This window comes from Phenylobacterium ferrooxidans, from assembly GCF_042714595.1.
Lineage (GTDB): Bacteria > Pseudomonadota > Alphaproteobacteria > Caulobacterales > Caulobacteraceae > Phenylobacterium > Phenylobacterium ferrooxidans.
Window position 1 is genome coordinate 1 of sequence record NZ_JAOTJD010000032.1, and the last position, 18,130, is coordinate 18,130.

Below are 18,130 nucleotides of genomic sequence, written 5' to 3' on the forward strand. Positions count from 1 at the left end.
GCTCGTAGAGCCGTCCCATGACAACACCTCCGCCAATGCAGGGTGTTGCACTTCGTTTGAGAACTCAGGGGACCCAGATTCATCTAGAGCAGCTCGAGATGATCCTCGGTTCGGCCGGGCGATATGAGGACCAAGCGGGCTTCATCTGGATCCCGGCCTTCGCCGGGACGAGCGGAAGACTAGAATGGAATCTCCTCGATCGACGGCGGCTCCACCGGCGGCTTGGGTTCGATGGGCTCAGGCGGGATCGCGGCCTGGGCGTCGCGGGCGGCGGCGGAGAATTCCTCGGCCAGGCCCTCATAGAAGTCGTTGCGCGGATCGGCCTCCAAATCGGGCTCGGGATCGGGCAGCAGCCAGTCGAAGTCGCGGACCGGCAGCTTGTCGTGCGCCACCATCATGAACTCCCGCCAGATGGAGGCCGACATGACCCCGCCGGTGATCTTGTTCATCGGCTTGTCGTCGTCGTTGCCCACCCAGACCCCGGCCACATAGTCGGGCGTGAAGCCCACGAACCAGGCGTCGCGCCAGTTCTGGCTGGTGCCGGTCTTGCCCGCCGCCGGCCGGCCGAAATTGGCCCGGGTGCCGGTGCCGCCGGTGATCACCTTCTTCATCATCTTCACCATCATGCTGGCGCGCGCGATGTCGTAGGCGGGCACGGGCGAAGAGGTCTGGTGCAGGAAGACCGGCTGGCCGCTGATCGTCTTGATTTCGTCGACCATGTACGGGGTGACCCGGGCGCCCCCGGTCTGGAAGACCTGGAAGCCGGAGACCATCTCGATCAGCGGCACCTCGTAGGAGCCGAGCGCCACCGACAGGTTCGGGCTGGCCGGAATGGTGGTGATGCCAAAGCGCCGCGCCAGTTCGGCCACGCCCGGACCGCCGACCTCCTGGGCCAGTTTCACCGCCACGGTGTTGATGGAGCGGGCCAGCGCAGTGTCGATGGTCACCGCGCCGCGATAGCCGCCGCCGTAGTTCTCGGGCTTCCAGTCGCCGAACTTCACCGGACCGTCGATGCGCACATCGGTGGGCATGACGCCCTTTTCCAGGGCTGCGGCATAGACGAAGGGCTTGAAGGACGAGCCCGGCTGCCGCCTGGCCTGGACCGCGCGGTTGAAGACGCTGGCGTTGTAGTCGAGCCCGCCGACCATGGTGCGGATGGCGCCCTCCGAGGAGATCGCCACCATGCTGGCCTGGGAGGCGCCGGCCGCCTTACCCTCACCGGCGATGGCCTTGCGCAGGATGTTGGCGCCGGTCGCCTGCAGCTTGGGGTCGATGGTCAGCCGCACCATCAGGTCGGGCGAGTTGGGCCCCACCAGCTTCAGCACCTCGTTGGTGGCGTAGTCCAGCGCGTAGCCCATGTCCCCGTCATTGGCCAAGGCGCTGGGGCTGATCAGCGGCGGCCGGGCGGCGGCGGTCGCGGCGTCCTCGGCGGTGATCCAGCCCTCGCCCACCATGCGCTCCAGCACCAGGCGCTGGCGCTCCAGGGCTCCGGACATGTTGCGGTTCAGCGCCATGCGCGAGGGCGCCTTGGGCAGGCTGGCCAGCAGGGCGGCTTCCGCCAGGTTCAGCTGGCTGGCGGGCTTGCCGAAATAGGTGCGCGAGGCGCCGTCGATGCCGAAGGTGTTGGCCCCGAAATAGATGCGGTTGAGGTACAGCTCCAGCACCTCGTCCTTGGTCAGCATCTTCTCCAGGCGCTGGGCCATGACGGCCTCCTGGATCTTCCGCGTCATGGTCTGGTCGGGCGTCAGGAACAGGCCCTTGGCCAGTTGCTGTGACAGGGTCGAGCCGCCCTCGACGACCCGGCCCGCGGCATAGTTGGCCCGCGCGGCGCGCAGGATGGCCCAGGGGTCGATGGCGCCGTGATGGTAGAAGCGGCGGTCCTCGGCGGCCAGGAAGGCGCGGGGCACATAGTCGGGCAACTGGTTCAGCGACACCCGGTCGCCGTACTTGGGCCCGCGCGAGGCGATCAGCGCCCCGGTCTTGTCGAAGAACTTGATCGCCGGGGCCCGGTTGATCGCATACAGCGCCTCGCGCTCGGGCAGAGCGGGGATGTCCTTCAGATAGACCTGCTGCACATAGACCGCGCCGCCCAGCACCAGCAGGACGGTGACCGCGGCCACCACCACAAGGGTGGTCCACAGCCATTTGAGGTTCCTGGCCTTGCGCGGCCCGCCGCCGCCGCCGAACCCGGAACCGCCCCCGCCGGAGCCGCCGCGCTTGGCCTTGGGCGGCTTTTCCGTCTTCACCTTGGCCTTCTTCGACTTCGGCAGATCGGCCCGGAAGTGTTCGTCGGCCGCCGGTTCAGGCGCGGGCTCGCGCGCCGGCGCGCCCGGCGTCTGCGGGCCGGGCCTGGAGTCCGGGAACTTGTAAGGGTCGAGATTCCAGTCGGGCACGGGTCAAACTAACAAGGGGCGGCAGGGACGCTTTTGGTTTAGGACGCCCATAGCATGGCGACGAGACCTTACTGGGAAACGAAATCACTCCGCCAGATGACGGGGCCGGAGTGGGAAAGCCTATGCGACGGTTGCGGGCTTTGCTGCCTCGTTCGCTTCGAGGATGAGGATTCCGGCGAGATCATCCCCACCCGCGTGCATTGCCGATTGCTCGACGCCGGGACCTGCACCTGCAGTAACTATGTTGGGCGAAAGAAACATGTCCCCGACTGCATTAAACTGACGCCGCAGAACGTCGACCAGCTCCAGTGGATGCCGCTGTCCTGCGCCTACCGGCGGATCAATGAGGGCCGGGGCCTGGCCGACTGGCACCCGCTGATCTCCGGCGATCCGGAGAGCGTCCACCGCGCCGGCGTCTCCGTTCGGGGCGAGACCATCAGCGAGGACGAGCTCGAAGACCCTGAGGACGCCATGGCCTATGTCGCCTACGACCTCATGGAAGAGCGCGGCGACGACTAGGCCTTCGTCTTGGCCAGCCCGATCCACAGGGTCGCGCCCAGGAACGCCGCCACCCCCGCCAGCGGCCCGAAGAATCCGATCATCGTGGTCGGCGCTGGGCCGCGTCCGTCCAGCGCCCCCACCAGGAAGGCGACGCTGGCCAGGCCCGCGATCAGCAGCGCCGCGGGGATCGCCGCCAGGAAGCGGGAGCGCCCGGCGTCCTCCAGCCGCTTGGCCGCCAGGCACAGCCAGACGAACAGGCAGGCCAGAGCCAGGTAGAAGCGCATCTGTAACGGATGGATCGTCCCGGCCATGTAGTTTGCGAGGTCCGCCGCGAAGGCGGCCAGCAACACCACCAGCAGGCCGCGCCAGAAGCTGAGCCGGCCGATGCGGCCCCGGGGCCAGAGGAAGAGTTTGACGATGCTCATGGCGCCCCGATCCGGATGGGTGGAGGCTAACGGTTCGGCGCCGGCCCGCGCATGTGGCATTTTTATCACATCCGCTCTTGCGCCTGGGTCCAAACAGCCTAATTGAAGGCCACGCGTTCTCCCTGCGAACTGGAAGGTTTTTCTCTCTTGGCTGGCGATCCCTATCAGGAACTTGGCGTGACCCGTGGCGCGAGCGCCGACGAGGTCCGCAAGGCGTTCCGCAAGCTGGCCAAGAAGCATCACCCCGACACCAATCCGGGGGACAAGGCCTCGGAAGAAAAGTTCAAGCGGGTCAGCGCCGCCTTCGACATCGTCGGCGACCCCGACAAGCGCAAGAAGTTCGACGCCGGCGAGATCGACGCCGACGGCCGTGAGACCTCCCGTGGCTTCGGCGGCGGCGGTGGCGGCGGGCCTTGGGGCCAGCCCGGCGGCGGCTGGAGCCCTCGCGGCCAGGCCGAGGGACCCGACGTCGATCTCAACGACATCCTTAGCGAAATCCTCGGCCGCAGCGCGCGCGGCGGCGCCCAGGGCGGGCAGGGCGGCGGCTTCGGCGGCTTCTCCCAGCGCGGCGCCGATGTGCGCGCCAAGCTCGAGATCGACCTGGAAGACACCATCCACGGCCCCAAGAAGCGCATCGCCTTCTCCGACGGCCGCACCATCGACGTCTCTATCCCCAAGGGAGCGGAGGAGGGCCAGACCCTGCGCCTCAAGGGGCAGGGCTCACCGGGACGGGCAGGGCCGGGCGACGCCTTCATCGAGCTCACCATTCGGCCCCACCCGATCTTCCGGCGCGAGGGCGACAACCTGGTGATGGACCTGCCGGTCTCGATCCCCGACGCCATCCTCGGCGGCAAGGTCCAGGCGCCGACCCCCGACGGCCCCGTCAATGTCTCGGTTCCAAAGGGCGGTGGGTCGTCCCTGCGCCTCAAGGGCCGGGGTCTGTCGGACGCCAAGGGCAAGCGTGGCGACCTCCTGGCCCGCATCGTCCTGATGCTGCCGGAGGCCATCGACCCCGAGCTGGAGGCCTTCGCCGAGACCTGGCGCGCCGAGCGGCCCTATACTCCGCGGCGGCGCTAGAGGGCGCGTTCCGGCGGCGTCCAAAACGCAGCCTCCGGTCGATCAGGACCCGTCGCCTCCCACCGGTTGCCATTCGCGTGGCTTTGCCATAGCCGTGGAAGACCGGGAGAGGGCGGTGTCCCGGACAGGCCTGGCCCAACGACCGCGCATCTCCGCAGGGAGCAGGCGCATGGCTTGTGGCCGACCATCATACTTAAGCTTCACCCCTCAGATGACGGCTCTCGCCGTTCCGAGGGCGCCCCGATGAGCGAGACCTCAGTCCGCCCGCCCGCCGTTCCATTCGGGGAGGCGGTGAAGACCTGGGCGCGCATCGCGGCCCTCAGCTTCGGCGGCCCGGCCGGCCAGATCGCGGTGATGCACCGCATCCTGGTGGAGGAGAAGCGGTGGCTCGGGGAGCGGCGGTTCCTGCACGCCCTCAACTACTGCATGCTGCTTCCGGGGCCCGAGGCCCAGCAGCTCGCCATCTATATCGGCTGGCTGATGCATCGGACGGCGGGGGGGCTGGTGGCCGGCCTGCTGTTCGTGCTTCCGGGCTTCCTGGCGATCATGGCGCTCAGCATCCTCTATGCGCTGTACGGAGGCGCGGGCCCGGTCAGCGCGCTCTTCTTCGGCCTCAAGGCTGCGGTGCTGGTGGTGGTTCTCCAGGCGGTGATCCGGGTCGGCGGCCGGTCGCTCAGGAACCCCGTCATGATCGGGCTCGCGGCCGCGGCGTTCGTCGGCATCTACGCCTTCGACATTCCATTCCCGGTCATCATCCTGGCTGCGGGACTTATCGGCTTCCTCGGCGGCCGGGCCCGGATGAAGTCGTTCCTCGTCGGCGGCGGCCACGGTCCGAAGGTGACCCATGAGGTGGCGGACGCCGACACCGTGTTGGGCGAGGAGACGCCGGACCACGCGCGACCCCACCTGATCTGGGCGCTTCAGACCGGCGCCGTCCTGGCGCTGCTGTGGCTCGCGCCCGTCCTCGGGCTCGGCCTCGCCTTCGGATGGGACAACGTCTTTTCCGAGATCGCGGTGTTCTTCTCGAAGATGGCGGTGGTCACCTTCGGCGGTGCCTACGCTGTCCTGGCCTATGTCGCCCAGGAGGCGGTGCAGACCTATGGTTGGCTCAAGCCCGGCGAGATGCTCGACGGCCTGGGCATGGCCGAGACTACGCCGGGCCCCCTGATCATCGTCACCCAGTTCGTTGGCTTCATGGGCGCCTACAGGAACGCCGCCGGCATGGACCCGCTCACCGCGGGCGTGCTGGGGGGCATCCTCACCACCTGGGTGACCTTCGTCCCCTGTTTCCTTTGGATATTCCTCGGCGCCCCCTTCGTCGAAGCCCTGCGGGGCGCCAGGGCGCTCAACGCCGCGCTGGCGGCGATCACCGCGGCTGTGGTGGGGGTGATCCTCAATCTCGCCATCTGGTTTGCGCTCCACGTCCTGTTCGCCCAGGTGGCCTCCGTCCGGATCGGCGCCATGACCCTGGACGTCCCGGACCTGGCGTCGGTGAACCTTCCGGGCCTGCTGCTGTCCTTGGCCGCCGGGGTTGCGGCGTTCCGATTCAAGGTGGGCGTCATTCCCTTGCTGCTGGGCTGCGCCGGGGCGGGTGTGGCCTATTATCTGGCGACCGGCGGGGCGCCGCCCTCCTGAACCGACGCGACAGGGCGGCGACGCGGCGCGCCCGAACCCTCAGGCCGCGTCGGCCCAGTCGAAGGTGATCTCCACCTGCATGCCCTGGCCGGGGGAGGAGGTGACGTTCATGTGCGCCCTGGCGTTCTGCAGCAGGGAGCGGACGATCAGGGCCGAGAGCTTGCCCTGCTTGGGCCAGACATAGCCCTCGGGCAGGCCCACACCATCATCAGCCACCAGGACGCGGCAGCCTCCGCCCGTCTCGCTGGTGCTGTGCAGGGTGATGGTTCCGCCGTCGCGGCCCTGGAACGCGTGCTTGAGCGTGTTGGTCAGCAGTTCGTTGACCACCAGGCCCGTGGGCATGGCGACATCGAGGGAGACCAGCCAGGTGTCCACCTGCATATCGAGGTGGATGCCCTCGACGGCATGGGCGCGCATCACCGCCGATGCGATTTCACTGAGATAGATGCCGAGATCGACGACGCCCTCACCGGCTGAATCCCCCAGCGCGCGATACAGCAGGCCCAGGGCCTCCACCCGACCGGCCAAGCGGTCAAAACCCTCGCCGGTGGAAAGATCGGTGACCCCGCGGGCCTCCACCCGGATCAGGGCGGTGATCATCTGCAGATTGTTCTTCACCCGATGCTGCAGCTCCAGCAGTTGGGTGTCCTTCTCCCTGACCTGCTCCTCCAGGGTGGTGAGCATCGAAGGGTCCCGCTTGGCGGCCGCGATCAGCGCCACCAGCCGGAAGGCGGGCTTGCCTTCGTCGTCCTCAATGATGTTGGACCAGGCGTCCACCATCATCCCGACATCGCCATGCGGCATGTTGAAGGACCCGAGATAGTCGCGCCCCTTGGCGATCGCCTCTCCCATCGACCCGGGGGACTGGGGCGGCGCCGCCTCCCCGGGGAGGCTTTGCCAGCCCTGGCCGAGCACGGTGGTGTTCAGCTGGCCCGAGAGCCGCTCGAACTCCAGATTCGCGTAGATCACCCGTTCGACAGGGCTCAGTTCCGAAACCGCCACCGCGATCGGCACCTGGTCGAGGAACTGCTTGAAACGTTCGTTTCCGAGGGCCACCGCGAGGTCAGGGCTGTCTAGCAGCTGCTCGATGCTGGTTTGGGACTCGTCTGGGGGCATCTGTACCGTGGGCCTGCCGGTATGGCGCTTCTCCCGACCTCTTCTAAGAGGTCTCGCCGGCTTAGGCTATCGGCGCCGTCGACGGCCTCCCCGCCGGAGCACGCCCATTCGAACCCGCCAGGACGGCGGCGGCCCTGTCCCCCCGCGTTCGCCTTCCGCGCGGCTTCGACGTGACAGAGCGTCGCACCGCCTGCATAACCCCTCTATTCAGGCTGGGTTCAGTCGCGGGGCTCTAAACCTCTGGGCATGAAGCGTTCACTCGCCATAGCCGTCCTTCTCCTGGCGCTCACCCCGGTGGTGTCCCAGGCGCAGGGCTATCCGGACTACGGGCGGCCGTCCTACGGCGCCCGTGGCGACCAGGACCAGGCGCGCGCCGCCGTGCGCGGCGGCCGTCAGGTGCCATTGTCCCAGGTCATCAGCCGCATCGCCGCGCGCACCCCCGGCCGTCAGCTCAACACCACCATGGGCGACTATTCCGGCCGCCCCGCCTATTTCGTTCAATGGCAGACCCCCGACGGGCGGGTGATGATCTTCATCGTCGACGCCGAGAGCGGTCAGATTCTGTCGCGCGAAGGCGGCTAGGCTTTTAGTTTGAGCGTGACGGGCGCCGAGACCGGCTTCCACTTTCGGCTGTCACGCTCTGGAGGGACTCCATGCGTATCCTACTCGTCGAAGACGATCCGGACCTCTCGCGGCAACTGAAGTCCGCCCTGGGCGACGCCGGCTACGCCGTCGATCACGCGGGCGACGGCGAGGAAGCCCAGTTCCTGGGCGAGACCGAACCCTATGACGCCGTCATCCTCGATCTCGGCCTGCCCAAGGTGGACGGGGTGTCGGTGCTGGAGCGCTGGCGGCGGGGCAATGTCGCCACCCCGGTGCTGATCCTCACCGCCCGCGGCGCCTGGAGCGAGAAGGTCGCGGGCTTCGACGCCGGCGCCGATGACTATCTCACCAAGCCCTTCCATACCGAGGAGCTGCTGGCCCGCCTGCGGGCCCTGCTGCGCCGCTCCGCCGGCCACGCCGCCCCTAGCCTGTCGGTGGGCGGCCTGCGCCTGGACCCCCGCGCGGCGCGCGCCACGGTCAATGGCGAGCCCCTGCGGCTCACCTCCCTGGAATACCGCCTGCTGCACTATCTGATGATGCATCAGGGCCGGGTGATCAGCCGCACCGAGCTGGTGGAGCACCTCTACGACCAGGACTTCGACCGGGATTCCAACACCATCGAGGTGTTCATCGGCCGGGTTCGCAAGAAGATCGGCGCCGACCGCATCGATACGGTGCGCGGCCTGGGCTACCGCCTGACCGCCCCGCCTGAAGAGCTGGAGGACCAGGCGGCCGGCGCGTGAAATTCGAGTTCCTTCGCCGTCCGTCCCTTGTCCGCCGGCTGGTGATCCTGGCCGCCGGCTGGTCGCTGGCGGTGCTGCTGGTGACGGCCCTGGTGCTCTCCATGCTGTTCCAGCAGGCGGCGATCCGCCGGTTCGACCAGGGCCTGGCCGAGTTGATCGACAACCTCACCGCCGGCGCCACCATCGACCAGGCCACCAAGCGACCGGTCGGTCCGGCCTTCACCGACCTGCGGGCCCTGCGCGCCTATTCCGGCAAGTACTGGCAGATCAGCGAGCCGGTGAACGGGGTGCTGCGGGCCCGCGTCCGCTCCCGCTCCCTGTGGGACAGCGAGCTGAAGTCGCCCCCGGATCTCGCCCTGCGGCTGGCGGCTGACCCCGGCAAGCCGATCTTCTACGACACCCGCGGCCCCCTGAACGAACCCCTGCGCGCCATGGCCACCCGGGCCGAGCTGCCGGGCGGCGAGGCGCCGGTGGTGTTCATGGCCGCCGAGGACCGCAGCCCGGTCGACCGGGATATCCGCAACTTCGTCACCGCAACGTCGGTGGCCTTCCTGCTGCTGGGGATCGGCATGGTTGCCGCCGTGGTGATCCAGGTCCGGGTGGGCCTGAACCCGCTGTTCGCCCTGCGCCACGAGGTGGCCTATGTCCGGCGCGGCAAGCGCGAGCGGATCGAGGGCGCCTATCCTACCGAACTGAAGCCCCTGGCCGATGAGCTCAACGCCCTGATGGCGCACAACCAGGAGGTCGTGGAACGGCAGCGGACCCACGTCGGCAACCTGGCCCATGCGCTCAAGACCCCGCTGTCGGTGATGCTGGCCGAGTCCCAGGCCCAGCCCGGCCCCCTGGCCGACGTGGTGACCCGCCAGTCGGAGGCTATGCGCCAGCAGGTCGACCACCACCTGCGCCGCGCGCGCGCCGCCGCCCGCACCCAGGGCTCGGGGGAGCGCACCTCCGTCGCCGATGTGCTGGACGAACTCTCGCGGACCCTGGAGCGCATCTTCCAGGACAAGGGCGTCACCATCGACTGGGACGCCGCCGACGACCTCTATTTCCTGGGCGAGCGGCAGGACCTGCTGGAGCTGGCGGGCAACGCCATGGAGAACGCCGCCAAGTGGTGCGTGGCCCGGGTCCGGGTCCGCGCCGAGATGGTCTCGCCCGAGTGGCTGAGGCTCTCGGTCGAGGACGATGGGCCGGGGCTGACCCCCGCCGAGCGCGAGGCCGCCGTGCAGCGCGGCGCCCGCCTGGACGAAAGCGCGCCGGGCTCCGGCCTCGGGCTCAACATCATTGACGAGCTCGCCCGCGCCTATGGCGGCGCGCTGAAGCTGGACCAGGCCAGGCTGGGCGGTCTTTCGGTGGTTTTGGAGCTGCCTCGGGCCGAGGCTTGATTCCTCAGTCTTTGGAAAGCCTTAACTCGCCTGGAACCATGTTCTCCAGTGACGCGTGTTCCCTGATCGCGTCTGGAGCGTTCCCATGTCCGGTCTGTCCGACCGCAAGATCGAAATCGTGCGTCACCTGGTCGAATCCGCCCCCGACAAGATCGTGGGCGGATTGCAGAACGCTTTGGCGTCGGCCTCCGGCGACTCGGTCCTGGCCGGAGTCCGCCGTCTGGTGGAGAGCGAGGTGGCCGACCGCCGCCTGCGCAACGCCGTCCTGTCCCCCATCGCCCCCCTCTGCGTGGCCCGCGCCGCCGAGCCGAACCAGATCATCTTCCCGCCCCGCGTCCTGGCCCTCATCTGGCGCGGCCTGAAGGAGACCTGCCCCACCGAGGTCCTGAAGGCTGAACGGACCCTCACCGACTATCGGGCCGACGAGACCTCCACCGAACCCTTCGACATCCTGGCGGCCGCCGCCGTCGACGCCCTGCGCGAGCGTCAGCAGCGCGACTTCGCCGCCGCCGCCGACCTGGCCGACGCCAGCCGCGAGAACGGCGCCGAGCTGCTGATCTCCTGCCTGGCCCTGTCGCCCATCATTCGCGAGGCCACCCTGCGGCTGCCCGAATGGATCAGCCGCACCACCGACGAACGCGCCGCCGCCGCCCGCCTGGCCTACAAGGACGCCGTCGCCATCTCCGACGACGCCGGCCCGCGGTTCTTCACGATGCTGGCCGCCCAGCTCGCCGAGCCCTGGACTATCCTGCGGATCGTCTCGGCGGTGATGGACCGTCCCACCGAACACTACCTGGCCGCCTCGGAGTTCTCGACCTTCGCCGAGCAGCTGATGGACGACATCGACAAGAACCTCATCAAGGTGGCTCAGCTTGACCTGGCCGGCGGGCCCCAGGCCGGCCGCGACGCCGGCGCGGTCGTCGAACTAATCACCCTGCAGATCGCCGAGATCGAGAACTCGGTCGAACTCGGCAAGGAAGGCGGCTGGGGCGGCCGCGTCCAGAAGCAGAAGAAGAGCCTGGCCGGCGTGGTCGAGGGCCGCCTGCGCGAGTGCGACAAGATCATCGGCCAGGCCCTGCCGTCCCACAGCGTGCGCGTCGCCCGCATGATGAAGAGCCTGCCCCGCCTGACCGGCGAGCCCGACGAGAAGGCCGTCACCCGAGCCATCACCCTGCTGACCTTCCTGGAGTCGGTTCGCTCCAGCGCCAACTATGGCGGCTTCGCCTCCACCCGCACCAAGGTGGTGGAGAAGGTCGGCGAGACCATCGACGACTATGTCGAGGAGGTCCTGGCCCTGTTGCGCGAGGGTGATGTCCCCGATCCCGAGGTGGCCCGCGTCTTCCTGGGCGTGGCGGCCGACTGCTCGACCCTGCTGCGCGACGCGCGCGCCGGCGACGTGATCCGCCGCCGCGCCGCCGCCGCCCTGGGGGCGGTCAAGCCCGCGGCCGACAGCGCGGCTGCCTAGGGTCAGTCTTCCTGTTTCTCAGATGCTCGCAGGGCGCTGAGAGACGCGCCGAAAAATCGACTTGCGGCGCCCTGGCCAACTTCGCTTCCCGGTCCGTCGCGGAGGTTGAAAGCGAAGCTGACTGACGTCGGCTTGGGGCTCTATGCGGACGTCGGGAACGTCCGCTCGTCGACCGGATGGAGGCCGCGCCGAGACAGGTCCGGACCGGGCTCGGAGCTGGCGTCCGCGACGTCGGCTTTCAGGCCGAATTACCGAGTGTGATGGCTTGTTGCGGAAGTGGCTAGTGAACTGTGGGGCGATTCCGCCTGTGAACAGACTTCGCTCGAGCCGCAGATGGAGGCCGCTTCGCCGGGAGTGAACGTTCGTCCAGAGCTAGGTCGTTCGGCTCAGACAGGAAGTGGCGGGCCGACTCGTTTCGGAGCCGCTATCCGGAATTTACTGCGCAGTGAATATTGACATATTTCCGAATATTCGCCATAAGTCCTATATTCACTGGACAAAAAATATATGGATTCGCTCGAACATTGGGGTCGCGACAGGCTGCTCTCGACCTTCACGGACGCGTTGGAAGAGATTTCGGCTGCTGTCGGAGTGGTCGAACGGGAGCCGCATGGCCGAGGTCAAGCGGCCGACGCGATTGTCGATGTTGAGATTGGCGATCGTCGCTTACGGCTCGTCATCGAAGTCAAGCGTACGGCCTATCCGCGCGACGTACGTGAAGCCGCCTACCAGCTCGGCCGATATCTCTCCGAAGCACAATTCGGACAGGCGATCGTGCCCGTGCTGATCGCTGAGTCTATCTCGACCGGCGGGCGTGAAATCCTGCGCCGGGAGGGGATCGGCTATTTCGACACTGGCGGCAGTCTGTTCCTCAAGGCGCCTGGCGTTTTCGTCCTGATCGATAAGCCGGTGGGCAAGACCGCCGAAAAGGCGCTGGCGACCGTCTTTACGGGGCGACGATCGCAGGCCCTGCAGGCAGTCTGGGCGATGGAAGGCCGAGCGTTCGGCGTCAATGAAATCGCCAAGCGGGCTCATGTCTCGGCGGCCACGGCTTCGGAGACCCTGACCGCGCTCGACAGGTACGATTGGGTGAGTTCCCTAGGCTCCGGGCCCTCGAAATCCCGGCGGCTCGTCAATCCTAGAGGCTTGCTAGACGCTTGGTCCGAGCACCAGCGCACCGCGAAGACGCCGCCGGTCCGTCGCTATTTCGTGCCGGGCGCAGACGTCGCAAGTCTGATCGGCCGCCTCGACGAGGCCTGCCGTGCCGAACGTAGTCGATATGCGATCACTGGAGAGGCGGCGGCGCAGGTCTATGCGCCCTATCTGTCGAACGTCTCGCAGCTGGTCTGCCGCATGCCGGCTGGGCCGCAGGCGGCCGCCGTACTGGAGCGGCTTGGAGCTCGGGCCGTTCGAGAGGGCTGGAACCTCGGCGTTATCGAGACAGATGGCGGTTTCGTTTTCGCTGAAGCCATCGAGGGCGCGTGCTTCTCTAGTCCGCTGCAGACCTATCTTGATCTCCTCCAGGGCGCCGGTCGGGCACGCGAACTCGCCGATCACCTTCGGGCACAACGTCTGGAGCGACCGTGAGCAAGCCGAAATTCGCCGACCTGTTCGACAAGCAGGTCGGTCCGGATGCCGAGCGCGTACTCGTGACCCTGCTCCGTAATCTGGGCCCCTGGCGCAAATCCATCGTCCTCGTCGGGGGCCTCGCCCCTGCTTATCTCGTAAGGCGGCGCGAGCCTGACGTCCCCGCGCATGCCGGCACGGGCGATCTGGATGTGGTTGTGGACCTGAAAATCCTCACAGAGACGGACGCTTACTGGAAGCTCGAAGAAAATCTTGAGGACATGGGGTTCAAGCGCCTCCAAAATTCTGATGGCCGGCCAGTCAACTGGCGCTGGACGATCACGCTTGAGGGCGGGCGCGTGCTGATCCTGGAGTTTCTCGCTGACCATCCAGACCCTGGTGGTGACAAGGTCCTTTCGCTACCGACCGAGGGAAAGGTCTCGGCCGTCCACATCCCATATGCCTCCATGGTGTTTGATCTTCACGATCAGATCGAGGTGACGGCCGAGTTGATCGGCGGTGGAGGTCGGGCGACGGAGACAATCGCCTACGCCAACATCGTGAGCTTTACGTGCCTCAAAGCCTTCGCTTTCGATCATCGCGCAGAACGCAAGGACGCCCATGATCTCGTCTACTGCCTTGAACATATCGAAGGCAGCGTCGATGCAGCGATCCCGAAGTTCGTGGAGGCCCTGAACGGTGTCCACCGTGACACCATCCTCAAGGCATTGGCCCTCCTGCGTTCCCGCTTTGCGCCAAATGTGGACGAGGGCCATCTCTTTGACGGACCCGTAGCGGTCGCCCTTTTCGAGTTGGGGGACGCCGATGCCGACCGAGACGCAAGGCTGCTGCGCCAGCGCGGGGCCAACGCCGTGATTGAGCGCCTTCTGGCCGGACTTGTCGGAGCAATGGAGGCGGCGGGTTAGGGATGAAGGTTCACTTTCCAGCCGAAGGCCAAGGTCCGGAAGTGGCGCAGATCGGACATTGACCGAGGTCAGTTCCGCTTCCCGCCATTGCGGACGTCGGGAGGTGAGGTTCGTCGCAACCTCTGCATCGCACCCTCTCGAGCCCTCAAGTCGGTCCTCGTTTTGGCGAACCGGCGCGTAGCGCGTTTGGCGTGGGCTGCGTAATCTTACGGACCTCGCGCTGGTCGCCGGTTTCGTCTAAACGCCCCTCATGATCGCCTTCTGGATCGCCGCCGGCCTCATCTCCGCCGCCGCGGCCGGCCTTGTCCTGCACGCCGCCGCGCAAGCCGCGCGCAACGCCGGGTCCCAGGATCCGACGCTGGACCTCTATCGCCGCCAGCTCGGCGAGATCGACGACCTCGCCGACCGGGGCCTGATCGCCGAGGGCGAGCGCAAGGGCGCCCATGCCGAGGCCGCGCGGCGCCTGCTCCACGCCGCCGACGCCACGGCCCGGCCCTGGACCGCCGACACCGGCCTGCGCAAGCCGGTCCTGGCCGTGGCCGCCGTCACGCCGCTGATCGCGCTTGGCCTCTATTTCTGGGTCGGCTCCCCGGGCTTCGCCGACCAGACCTTCAAGTCCCGCCTGGCCGCCTGGCGAGCCACCGATCCGGCCGCGCTCTCGGCGCCGGAGATGGCCGCGGTCCTCCAGACCATGACGGTGGAGCGGCCCAAGGACCCCGAGGGCTTCCGCTACCTGGCCATGGCCCACGCCGCCTCCGACAACCCCTCGGCCGCCGCCCGGGCCCTGCGCCGCGCCATCACCCTCGATCCCAAGCGCCCCGACCTCTGGAGCCTGCTGGGGGAGGCCCTGGTGGCCCAGGGCGGCGGCGAGGTCACCCCCCAGGCCCAGCGCGCCTTCGAGCGGGCCCTGACCCTCGACCCCAAGGCCGTCACCCCGCGCTTCCACCTGGCCCGCGCCCGCATCGCGGCGGGCGACAAGGCCGGCGGCGTCGCCGCCTGGCGCGCCCTGCAGGCCGACCTGCCGATGACCGACCCCCGCCGCGGCGCCCTGGCATCCGCCATCTCCCAGGCCGAGAACGCCCCGGTGACCGAAGCCCCCGCCATGCCGCAGATGGACGCCATCCGCGGCATGGTCGCCGGCCTCGCCGCCAGGCTGGAGGCCAACCCCAGTGACGGCGAGGGCTGGGTGCGGCTGGTGAGGTCCTACGCCGTGCTTGGCGACGCCGAGAAGCGCGACACGGCCCTGGCCACCGCCCGCAAGCGGTTCGCCGCCGATCCCGACCTGCTCCAGGCCCTCGACGCGGCCGCCAAGACGGAACCCATGACATGAGCGGCTGGCTGCCCAAGTCCCCCAAGGCGCGCCGCCGCCTGACCCTGCTGGCGGCCATCGCGCCGGTCCTGGCGCTCGCCGTCGGCCTGACCCTGTGGGGCCTCTCGGACTCCATCTCCTTCTTCTACACCCCCAGCCAGGCCGACGCCGCCAAGCCGCCCGCCGGCCGCACCGTCCAGCTGGGCGGGCTGGTGGAGGCGGGCAGCGTGGTCAAGCACCCTGACGGCCGGGTGGAGTTCACCGTCCGCGACTCCCTCGCCGCCGACCGCATCGTCTTCCAGGGCGACCTGCCCGACCTGTTCCGCGAGGGGCAGGGCATCGTCGCCACTGGCGCCTACCGCGAGGACGGCGTCTTCCAGGCCAAGCAGGTCCTGGCCAAGCACGACGAACGCTACATGCCCCGCGAGGTCTCCAAGGCGTTAAAGGAACAGGGCGAGTGGCGCGGCGACGGCGAAAAGCCCGGCTACGACGCGCCCCGGAAGTCCCCCGTCACATGATCGCCGAGACCGGCGCCTTCGCCCTGATCCTCGCCCTGGTGCTGTCCCTGGCCCAGGTCGTCCTGTCCGTGGCCGGCCGCTGGCGGCGCGCCAGCGTCCTGGCCGGCGCCGGCGCCGGAGCGGCGCTCGCGGCCTTCGCCTGCGTCGCCGTGGCCTTCGCCGCCCTGATGCACGCCTTCGTCACCTCCGACTTCTCGGTGGCCAATGTCACGGCCAACTCCCACACCGAAAAGCCCATGCTCTACAAGGTGGCCGGAACCTGGGGCAGCCACGAGGGCTCCATGCTGCTCTGGTGCCTGGCCCTGACCGGCTTCGGCGCCGCGGTCGCGGGTTTCCGGCGCGGCCTGCCGCCAGGCCTCAAGGCGGTCACCGTGGCCACCCAGGGCGCCATCGGCACGGTGTTCCTGGCCTATACGGTCTTGGCCTCCAACCCCTTCCAGCGCCTGGCCCAGATCCCCATCGAGGGCCGCTCCCTGAACCCCCTGCTGCAGGACCCGGCGCTCGCCTTCCACCCGCCCGCCCTCTATGCGGGCTATGTCGGCATGTCGGTGGTCTTCTCCCTGGCCGTCGGCGCCCTGGTGGAGGGGCGCGCCGACGCCGCCTGGGCCCGCTGGGTCCGGCCCTGGACCCTGATGGCCTGGAGCCTGCTCACCGTCGGCATCACGCTCGGCGCCTTCTGGGCCTATTACGAGCTCGGCTGGGGCGGCTGGTGGTTCTGGGACCCGGTGGAGAACGCCAGCTTCATGCCCTGGCTGATCGCCACGGCCCTGCTGCATTCGGCCATCGTCACCGAAAAGCGCGGCGCCCTGGCCGGCTGGACCGTCTTCCTGGCGCTCGCGGCCTTCACCTTCTCCATGCTGGGCGCCTTCCTGGTGCGCTCGGGCGTGCTCACCAGCGTCCACGCCTTCGCCGTCGACCCCACCCGCGGCGTCCTGCTGCTGATGATCCTGGGGGTCACCGCCGGCGCGGGCTTCACCCTCTTCGCCTGGCGGGCGCCGGCGCTGAGCCCTGGCGGCGTCTTCGCCCCCGTCAGCCGCGAGAGCGCCCTGGTGCTCAACAACATCCTGCTGGCGGCGGCCACGGTCACCGTCCTGCTGGGCACCCTCTATCCCCTGATCCGCGAGGCCGCGACGGGGGAGGCGATCTCGGTGGGCCCGCCCTTCTTCAACCTCACCTTCACCCCGCTGATGGCCGCCCTGCTGATCCTGCTGCCGGCCGGCCCCCTGCTGGCCTGGAAGCGCGGCGACGCGCTCGGCGTGGCCCAGCGCCTCTGGGTCGCGGCCCTCATCGCCGTCGCCTGCGGCCTGCTGGCCTTCGCCGTGGTCAGCCCTCGCAAGGCCATGGCCAGCGCCGGCCTGGCCATGGGCGCCTGGCTGATCATCGGCGCCCTGGTGGAGCTGGCCGAGCGCACCCGGGCCTTCCGCGGCTCGCGCGCCGAGACCTGGCGGCGGCTCACCGGCCTGCCGCGCGGCGCCTGGGGCATGACCTTCGCCCACCTCGGCCTGGGCGTCTTCGTCCTGGGCGCCTGTTTCGAGACCGCCTGGAAGGCCGAGGCCGCCGAGACCCTGGCCATCGGCCAGACCCTCAATGTCGGCGCCTATGAGCTGACCCTGGACCGCATCCAGGGTGTCGATGGCCCCAACTACGACGCCGAGCGCGCCACCATCACCGCGCGGCGCGACGGCGCCCTGGTCTGCACCCCCAGGCCCGAGCGCCGCTTCTACCCCACCGGCGGCCAGACCACCTCGGAGGTCGCCATCTGCACCCAGGGCGCGAGCCACCTCTACGTGGTGCTGGGCGAGCGCCGCCCCGGCGAGGTCTGGCTGGTGCGCGCCTACTGGAACCCCTGGGCCCTGCTGATCTTCCTGGGTCCCGCCATCATGGCGCTGGGCGGCCTCATCTCGATCTCGGACCGCCGCCTGCGGCTGGCCGTGGGACGCCGGGCGGTGGCCGAATGAAAAAGCTGCTGGTCCTGTTCGCCGCCGTCTTCTGCATGGCCGCGGCCTCCGACCCCTCCGAGCGCCTGCCCGATCCCGGCCAGGAGGCCCGCGCCCGGGCCATCTTCGCCGAGGTCCGCTGCCTGGTCTGCCAGAACGAGTCCATCGACGACTCCTCGGCCGAACTGGCCGCCGACCTGCGTCTCCTGGTCCGCGACCAGATCCGGTCGGGCAAGTCCGACGATCAGGTCCGCACCTATCTCACCGACCGCTACGGCGAGTTCGTCCTGCTCAAGCCGGCCTTCTCCTGGGGCAACGCCGTCCTCTGGGGCGCCCCTTTTGTCGTGGTGATCCTGGGGGTCCTGCTGCTGCTGCGGAACCTTCGCACGCCGCGTCCGTACGCCGAATTGTCCGAGGCCGAGGCCGCTCGCCTCGCCGCTCTCGCTGACAAGGAACAGACGTGACACGATTGCGCCCAATATCGGTCGCCTTGATGCTGGCAGCGTGACCTAAACGTAACTTGCACGTGGG

The 18,130-nt window shown here is 68.7% G+C and carries 16 protein-coding genes; 13 read left to right on the forward strand and 3 right to left on the reverse strand.

Going from position 1 to position 18,130, the window contains the following annotated elements:
* Positions 1 to 179: 179 nt before the first annotated feature.
* The gene (pbpC, locus tag OCL97_RS15655) at positions 180 to 2,393 is read right to left on the reverse strand and encodes a multimodular transpeptidase-transglycosylase PbpC (protein WP_377370820.1); all 2,214 of its coding nucleotides are present in this window, start codon (positions 2,391 to 2,393) and stop codon (positions 180 to 182) included.
* A gap of 54 nt (positions 2,394 to 2,447) precedes the next feature.
* Here pbpC and OCL97_RS15660 point away from each other — a divergent pair, with 54 nt between their 5' ends.
* Positions 2,448 to 2,912 carry a YcgN family cysteine cluster protein gene (locus OCL97_RS15660; RefSeq protein WP_304779065.1) on the forward strand — a complete coding sequence of 155 codons (465 nt, stop codon included), beginning with the start codon at positions 2,448 to 2,450 and terminating at the stop codon, positions 2,910 to 2,912.
* On the opposite strand, the gene OCL97_RS15665 is transcribed toward OCL97_RS15660, so the two are convergent.
* On the reverse strand, positions 2,909 to 3,319 hold the full coding sequence (locus tag OCL97_RS15665) for a DUF805 domain-containing protein (protein WP_377370822.1): 411 nt from the start codon (positions 3,317 to 3,319) through the stop codon (positions 2,909 to 2,911). The two genes, OCL97_RS15660 and OCL97_RS15665, sit on opposite strands and share 4 nt — an antisense overlap.
* A 147-nt stretch (positions 3,320 to 3,466) precedes the next feature.
* Between OCL97_RS15665 and OCL97_RS15670 the strand changes: the two genes are divergently transcribed.
* Both OCL97_RS15670 and chrA read left to right on the forward strand, forming a co-directional pair.
* On the forward strand, positions 3,467 to 4,396 hold the full coding sequence (locus OCL97_RS15670) for a DnaJ C-terminal domain-containing protein (protein ID WP_377370823.1): 930 nt from the start codon (positions 3,467 to 3,469) through the stop codon (positions 4,394 to 4,396).
* 243 nt (positions 4,397 to 4,639) lie between these two features.
* Positions 4,640 to 6,031 (forward strand): chromate efflux transporter, encoded by a 1,392-nt coding sequence (chrA, locus tag OCL97_RS15675; RefSeq protein WP_377370824.1) that lies wholly within the window; start codon positions 4,640 to 4,642, stop codon positions 6,029 to 6,031.
* A 39-nt stretch (positions 6,032 to 6,070) separates the two neighbouring features.
* On the opposite strand, the gene OCL97_RS15680 is transcribed toward chrA, so the two are convergent.
* Positions 6,071 to 7,147, reverse strand: a complete 1,077-nt coding sequence (locus OCL97_RS15680) for a sensor histidine kinase (RefSeq protein WP_377370825.1) — start codon at positions 7,145 to 7,147, stop codon at positions 6,071 to 6,073.
* A 246-nt stretch (positions 7,148 to 7,393) separates the two neighbouring features.
* Between OCL97_RS15680 and OCL97_RS15685 the strand changes: the two genes are divergently transcribed.
* From OCL97_RS15685 to OCL97_RS15730, 10 genes are all read left to right on the forward strand, one after another.
* A complete protein-coding gene (locus OCL97_RS15685) occupies positions 7,394 to 7,729 on the forward strand; it encodes a PepSY domain-containing protein (RefSeq protein ID WP_304779051.1) in 336 nt (111 codons plus the stop codon).
* Between the two features lie 71 nt (positions 7,730 to 7,800).
* On the forward strand, positions 7,801 to 8,493 hold the full coding sequence (locus OCL97_RS15690) for a response regulator transcription factor (protein WP_304779048.1): 693 nt from the start codon (positions 7,801 to 7,803) through the stop codon (positions 8,491 to 8,493).
* Positions 8,490 to 9,878, forward strand: coding sequence for an ATP-binding protein (locus tag OCL97_RS15695; protein ID WP_377370826.1), 1,389 nt, complete (start codon positions 8,490 to 8,492; stop codon positions 9,876 to 9,878). The genes OCL97_RS15690 and OCL97_RS15695 overlap by 4 nt, the downstream gene beginning before the upstream one ends.
* An 85-nt stretch (positions 9,879 to 9,963) precedes the next feature.
* Positions 9,964 to 11,343 carry a hypothetical protein gene (locus tag OCL97_RS15700; RefSeq protein ID WP_377370827.1) on the forward strand — a complete coding sequence of 460 codons (1,380 nt, stop codon included), beginning with the start codon at positions 9,964 to 9,966 and terminating at the stop codon, positions 11,341 to 11,343.
* Between the two features lie 507 nt (positions 11,344 to 11,850).
* Positions 11,851 to 12,930 (forward strand): hypothetical protein, encoded by a 1,080-nt coding sequence (locus OCL97_RS15705; protein ID WP_377370828.1) that lies wholly within the window; start codon positions 11,851 to 11,853, stop codon positions 12,928 to 12,930.
* On the forward strand, positions 12,927 to 13,835 hold the full coding sequence (locus tag OCL97_RS15710) for an antitoxin (RefSeq protein WP_377370829.1): 909 nt from the start codon (positions 12,927 to 12,929) through the stop codon (positions 13,833 to 13,835). Before OCL97_RS15705 ends, OCL97_RS15710 begins: the two co-directional genes overlap by 4 nt.
* Before the next feature lie 250 nt (positions 13,836 to 14,085).
* Positions 14,086 to 15,165 carry a c-type cytochrome biogenesis protein CcmI gene (gene ccmI / locus OCL97_RS15715; RefSeq protein ID WP_377370830.1) on the forward strand — a complete coding sequence of 360 codons (1,080 nt, stop codon included), beginning with the start codon at positions 14,086 to 14,088 and terminating at the stop codon, positions 15,163 to 15,165.
* Positions 15,162 to 15,662: a cytochrome c maturation protein CcmE gene (gene ccmE, locus OCL97_RS15720; RefSeq protein WP_377370831.1), complete on the forward strand. Its 501-nt coding sequence runs from the start codon at positions 15,162 to 15,164 to the stop codon at positions 15,660 to 15,662. Before ccmI ends, ccmE begins: the two co-directional genes overlap by 4 nt.
* The gene (locus OCL97_RS15725; protein ID WP_377370832.1) at positions 15,659 to 17,620 is read left to right on the forward strand and encodes a heme lyase CcmF/NrfE family subunit; all 1,962 of its coding nucleotides are present in this window, start codon (positions 15,659 to 15,661) and stop codon (positions 17,618 to 17,620) included. The genes ccmE and OCL97_RS15725 overlap by 4 nt, the downstream gene beginning before the upstream one ends.
* Positions 17,617 to 18,063 carry a cytochrome c-type biogenesis protein gene (locus OCL97_RS15730; protein WP_377370833.1) on the forward strand — a complete coding sequence of 149 codons (447 nt, stop codon included), beginning with the start codon at positions 17,617 to 17,619 and terminating at the stop codon, positions 18,061 to 18,063. Before OCL97_RS15725 ends, OCL97_RS15730 begins: the two co-directional genes overlap by 4 nt.
* The last annotated feature ends 67 nt before the right edge of the window (positions 18,064 to 18,130 follow it).

Bases quoted from the DNA above. Each gene is read 5' to 3' on its own strand.
- OCL97_RS15660 (WP_304779065.1), top strand. From the start codon at position 2,448: ATGGCGACGAGACCTTACTGGGAAACGAAATCACTCCGCCAGATGACG.
- OCL97_RS15665 (WP_377370822.1), bottom strand. From the start codon at position 3,319: ATGAGCATCGTCAAACTCTTCCTCTGGCCCCGGGGCCGCATCGGCCGG.
- chrA (WP_377370824.1), top strand. From the start codon at position 4,640: ATGAGCGAGACCTCAGTCCGCCCGCCCGCCGTTCCATTCGGGGAGGCG.
- OCL97_RS15680 (WP_377370825.1), bottom strand. From the start codon at position 7,147: ATGCCCCCAGACGAGTCCCAAACCAGCATCGAGCAGCTGCTAGACAGC.
- OCL97_RS15685 (WP_304779051.1), top strand. From the start codon at position 7,394: ATGAAGCGTTCACTCGCCATAGCCGTCCTTCTCCTGGCGCTCACCCCG.
- OCL97_RS15690 (WP_304779048.1), top strand. From the start codon at position 7,801: ATGCGTATCCTACTCGTCGAAGACGATCCGGACCTCTCGCGGCAACTG.
- OCL97_RS15700 (WP_377370827.1), top strand. From the start codon at position 9,964: ATGTCCGGTCTGTCCGACCGCAAGATCGAAATCGTGCGTCACCTGGTC.
- OCL97_RS15705 (WP_377370828.1), top strand. From the start codon at position 11,851: ATGGATTCGCTCGAACATTGGGGTCGCGACAGGCTGCTCTCGACCTTC.
- ccmI (WP_377370830.1), top strand. From the start codon at position 14,086: ATGATCGCCTTCTGGATCGCCGCCGGCCTCATCTCCGCCGCCGCGGCC.
- ccmE (WP_377370831.1), top strand. From the start codon at position 15,162: ATGAGCGGCTGGCTGCCCAAGTCCCCCAAGGCGCGCCGCCGCCTGACC.
- OCL97_RS15725 (WP_377370832.1), top strand. From the start codon at position 15,659: ATGATCGCCGAGACCGGCGCCTTCGCCCTGATCCTCGCCCTGGTGCTG.
- OCL97_RS15730 (WP_377370833.1), top strand. From the start codon at position 17,617: ATGAAAAAGCTGCTGGTCCTGTTCGCCGCCGTCTTCTGCATGGCCGCG.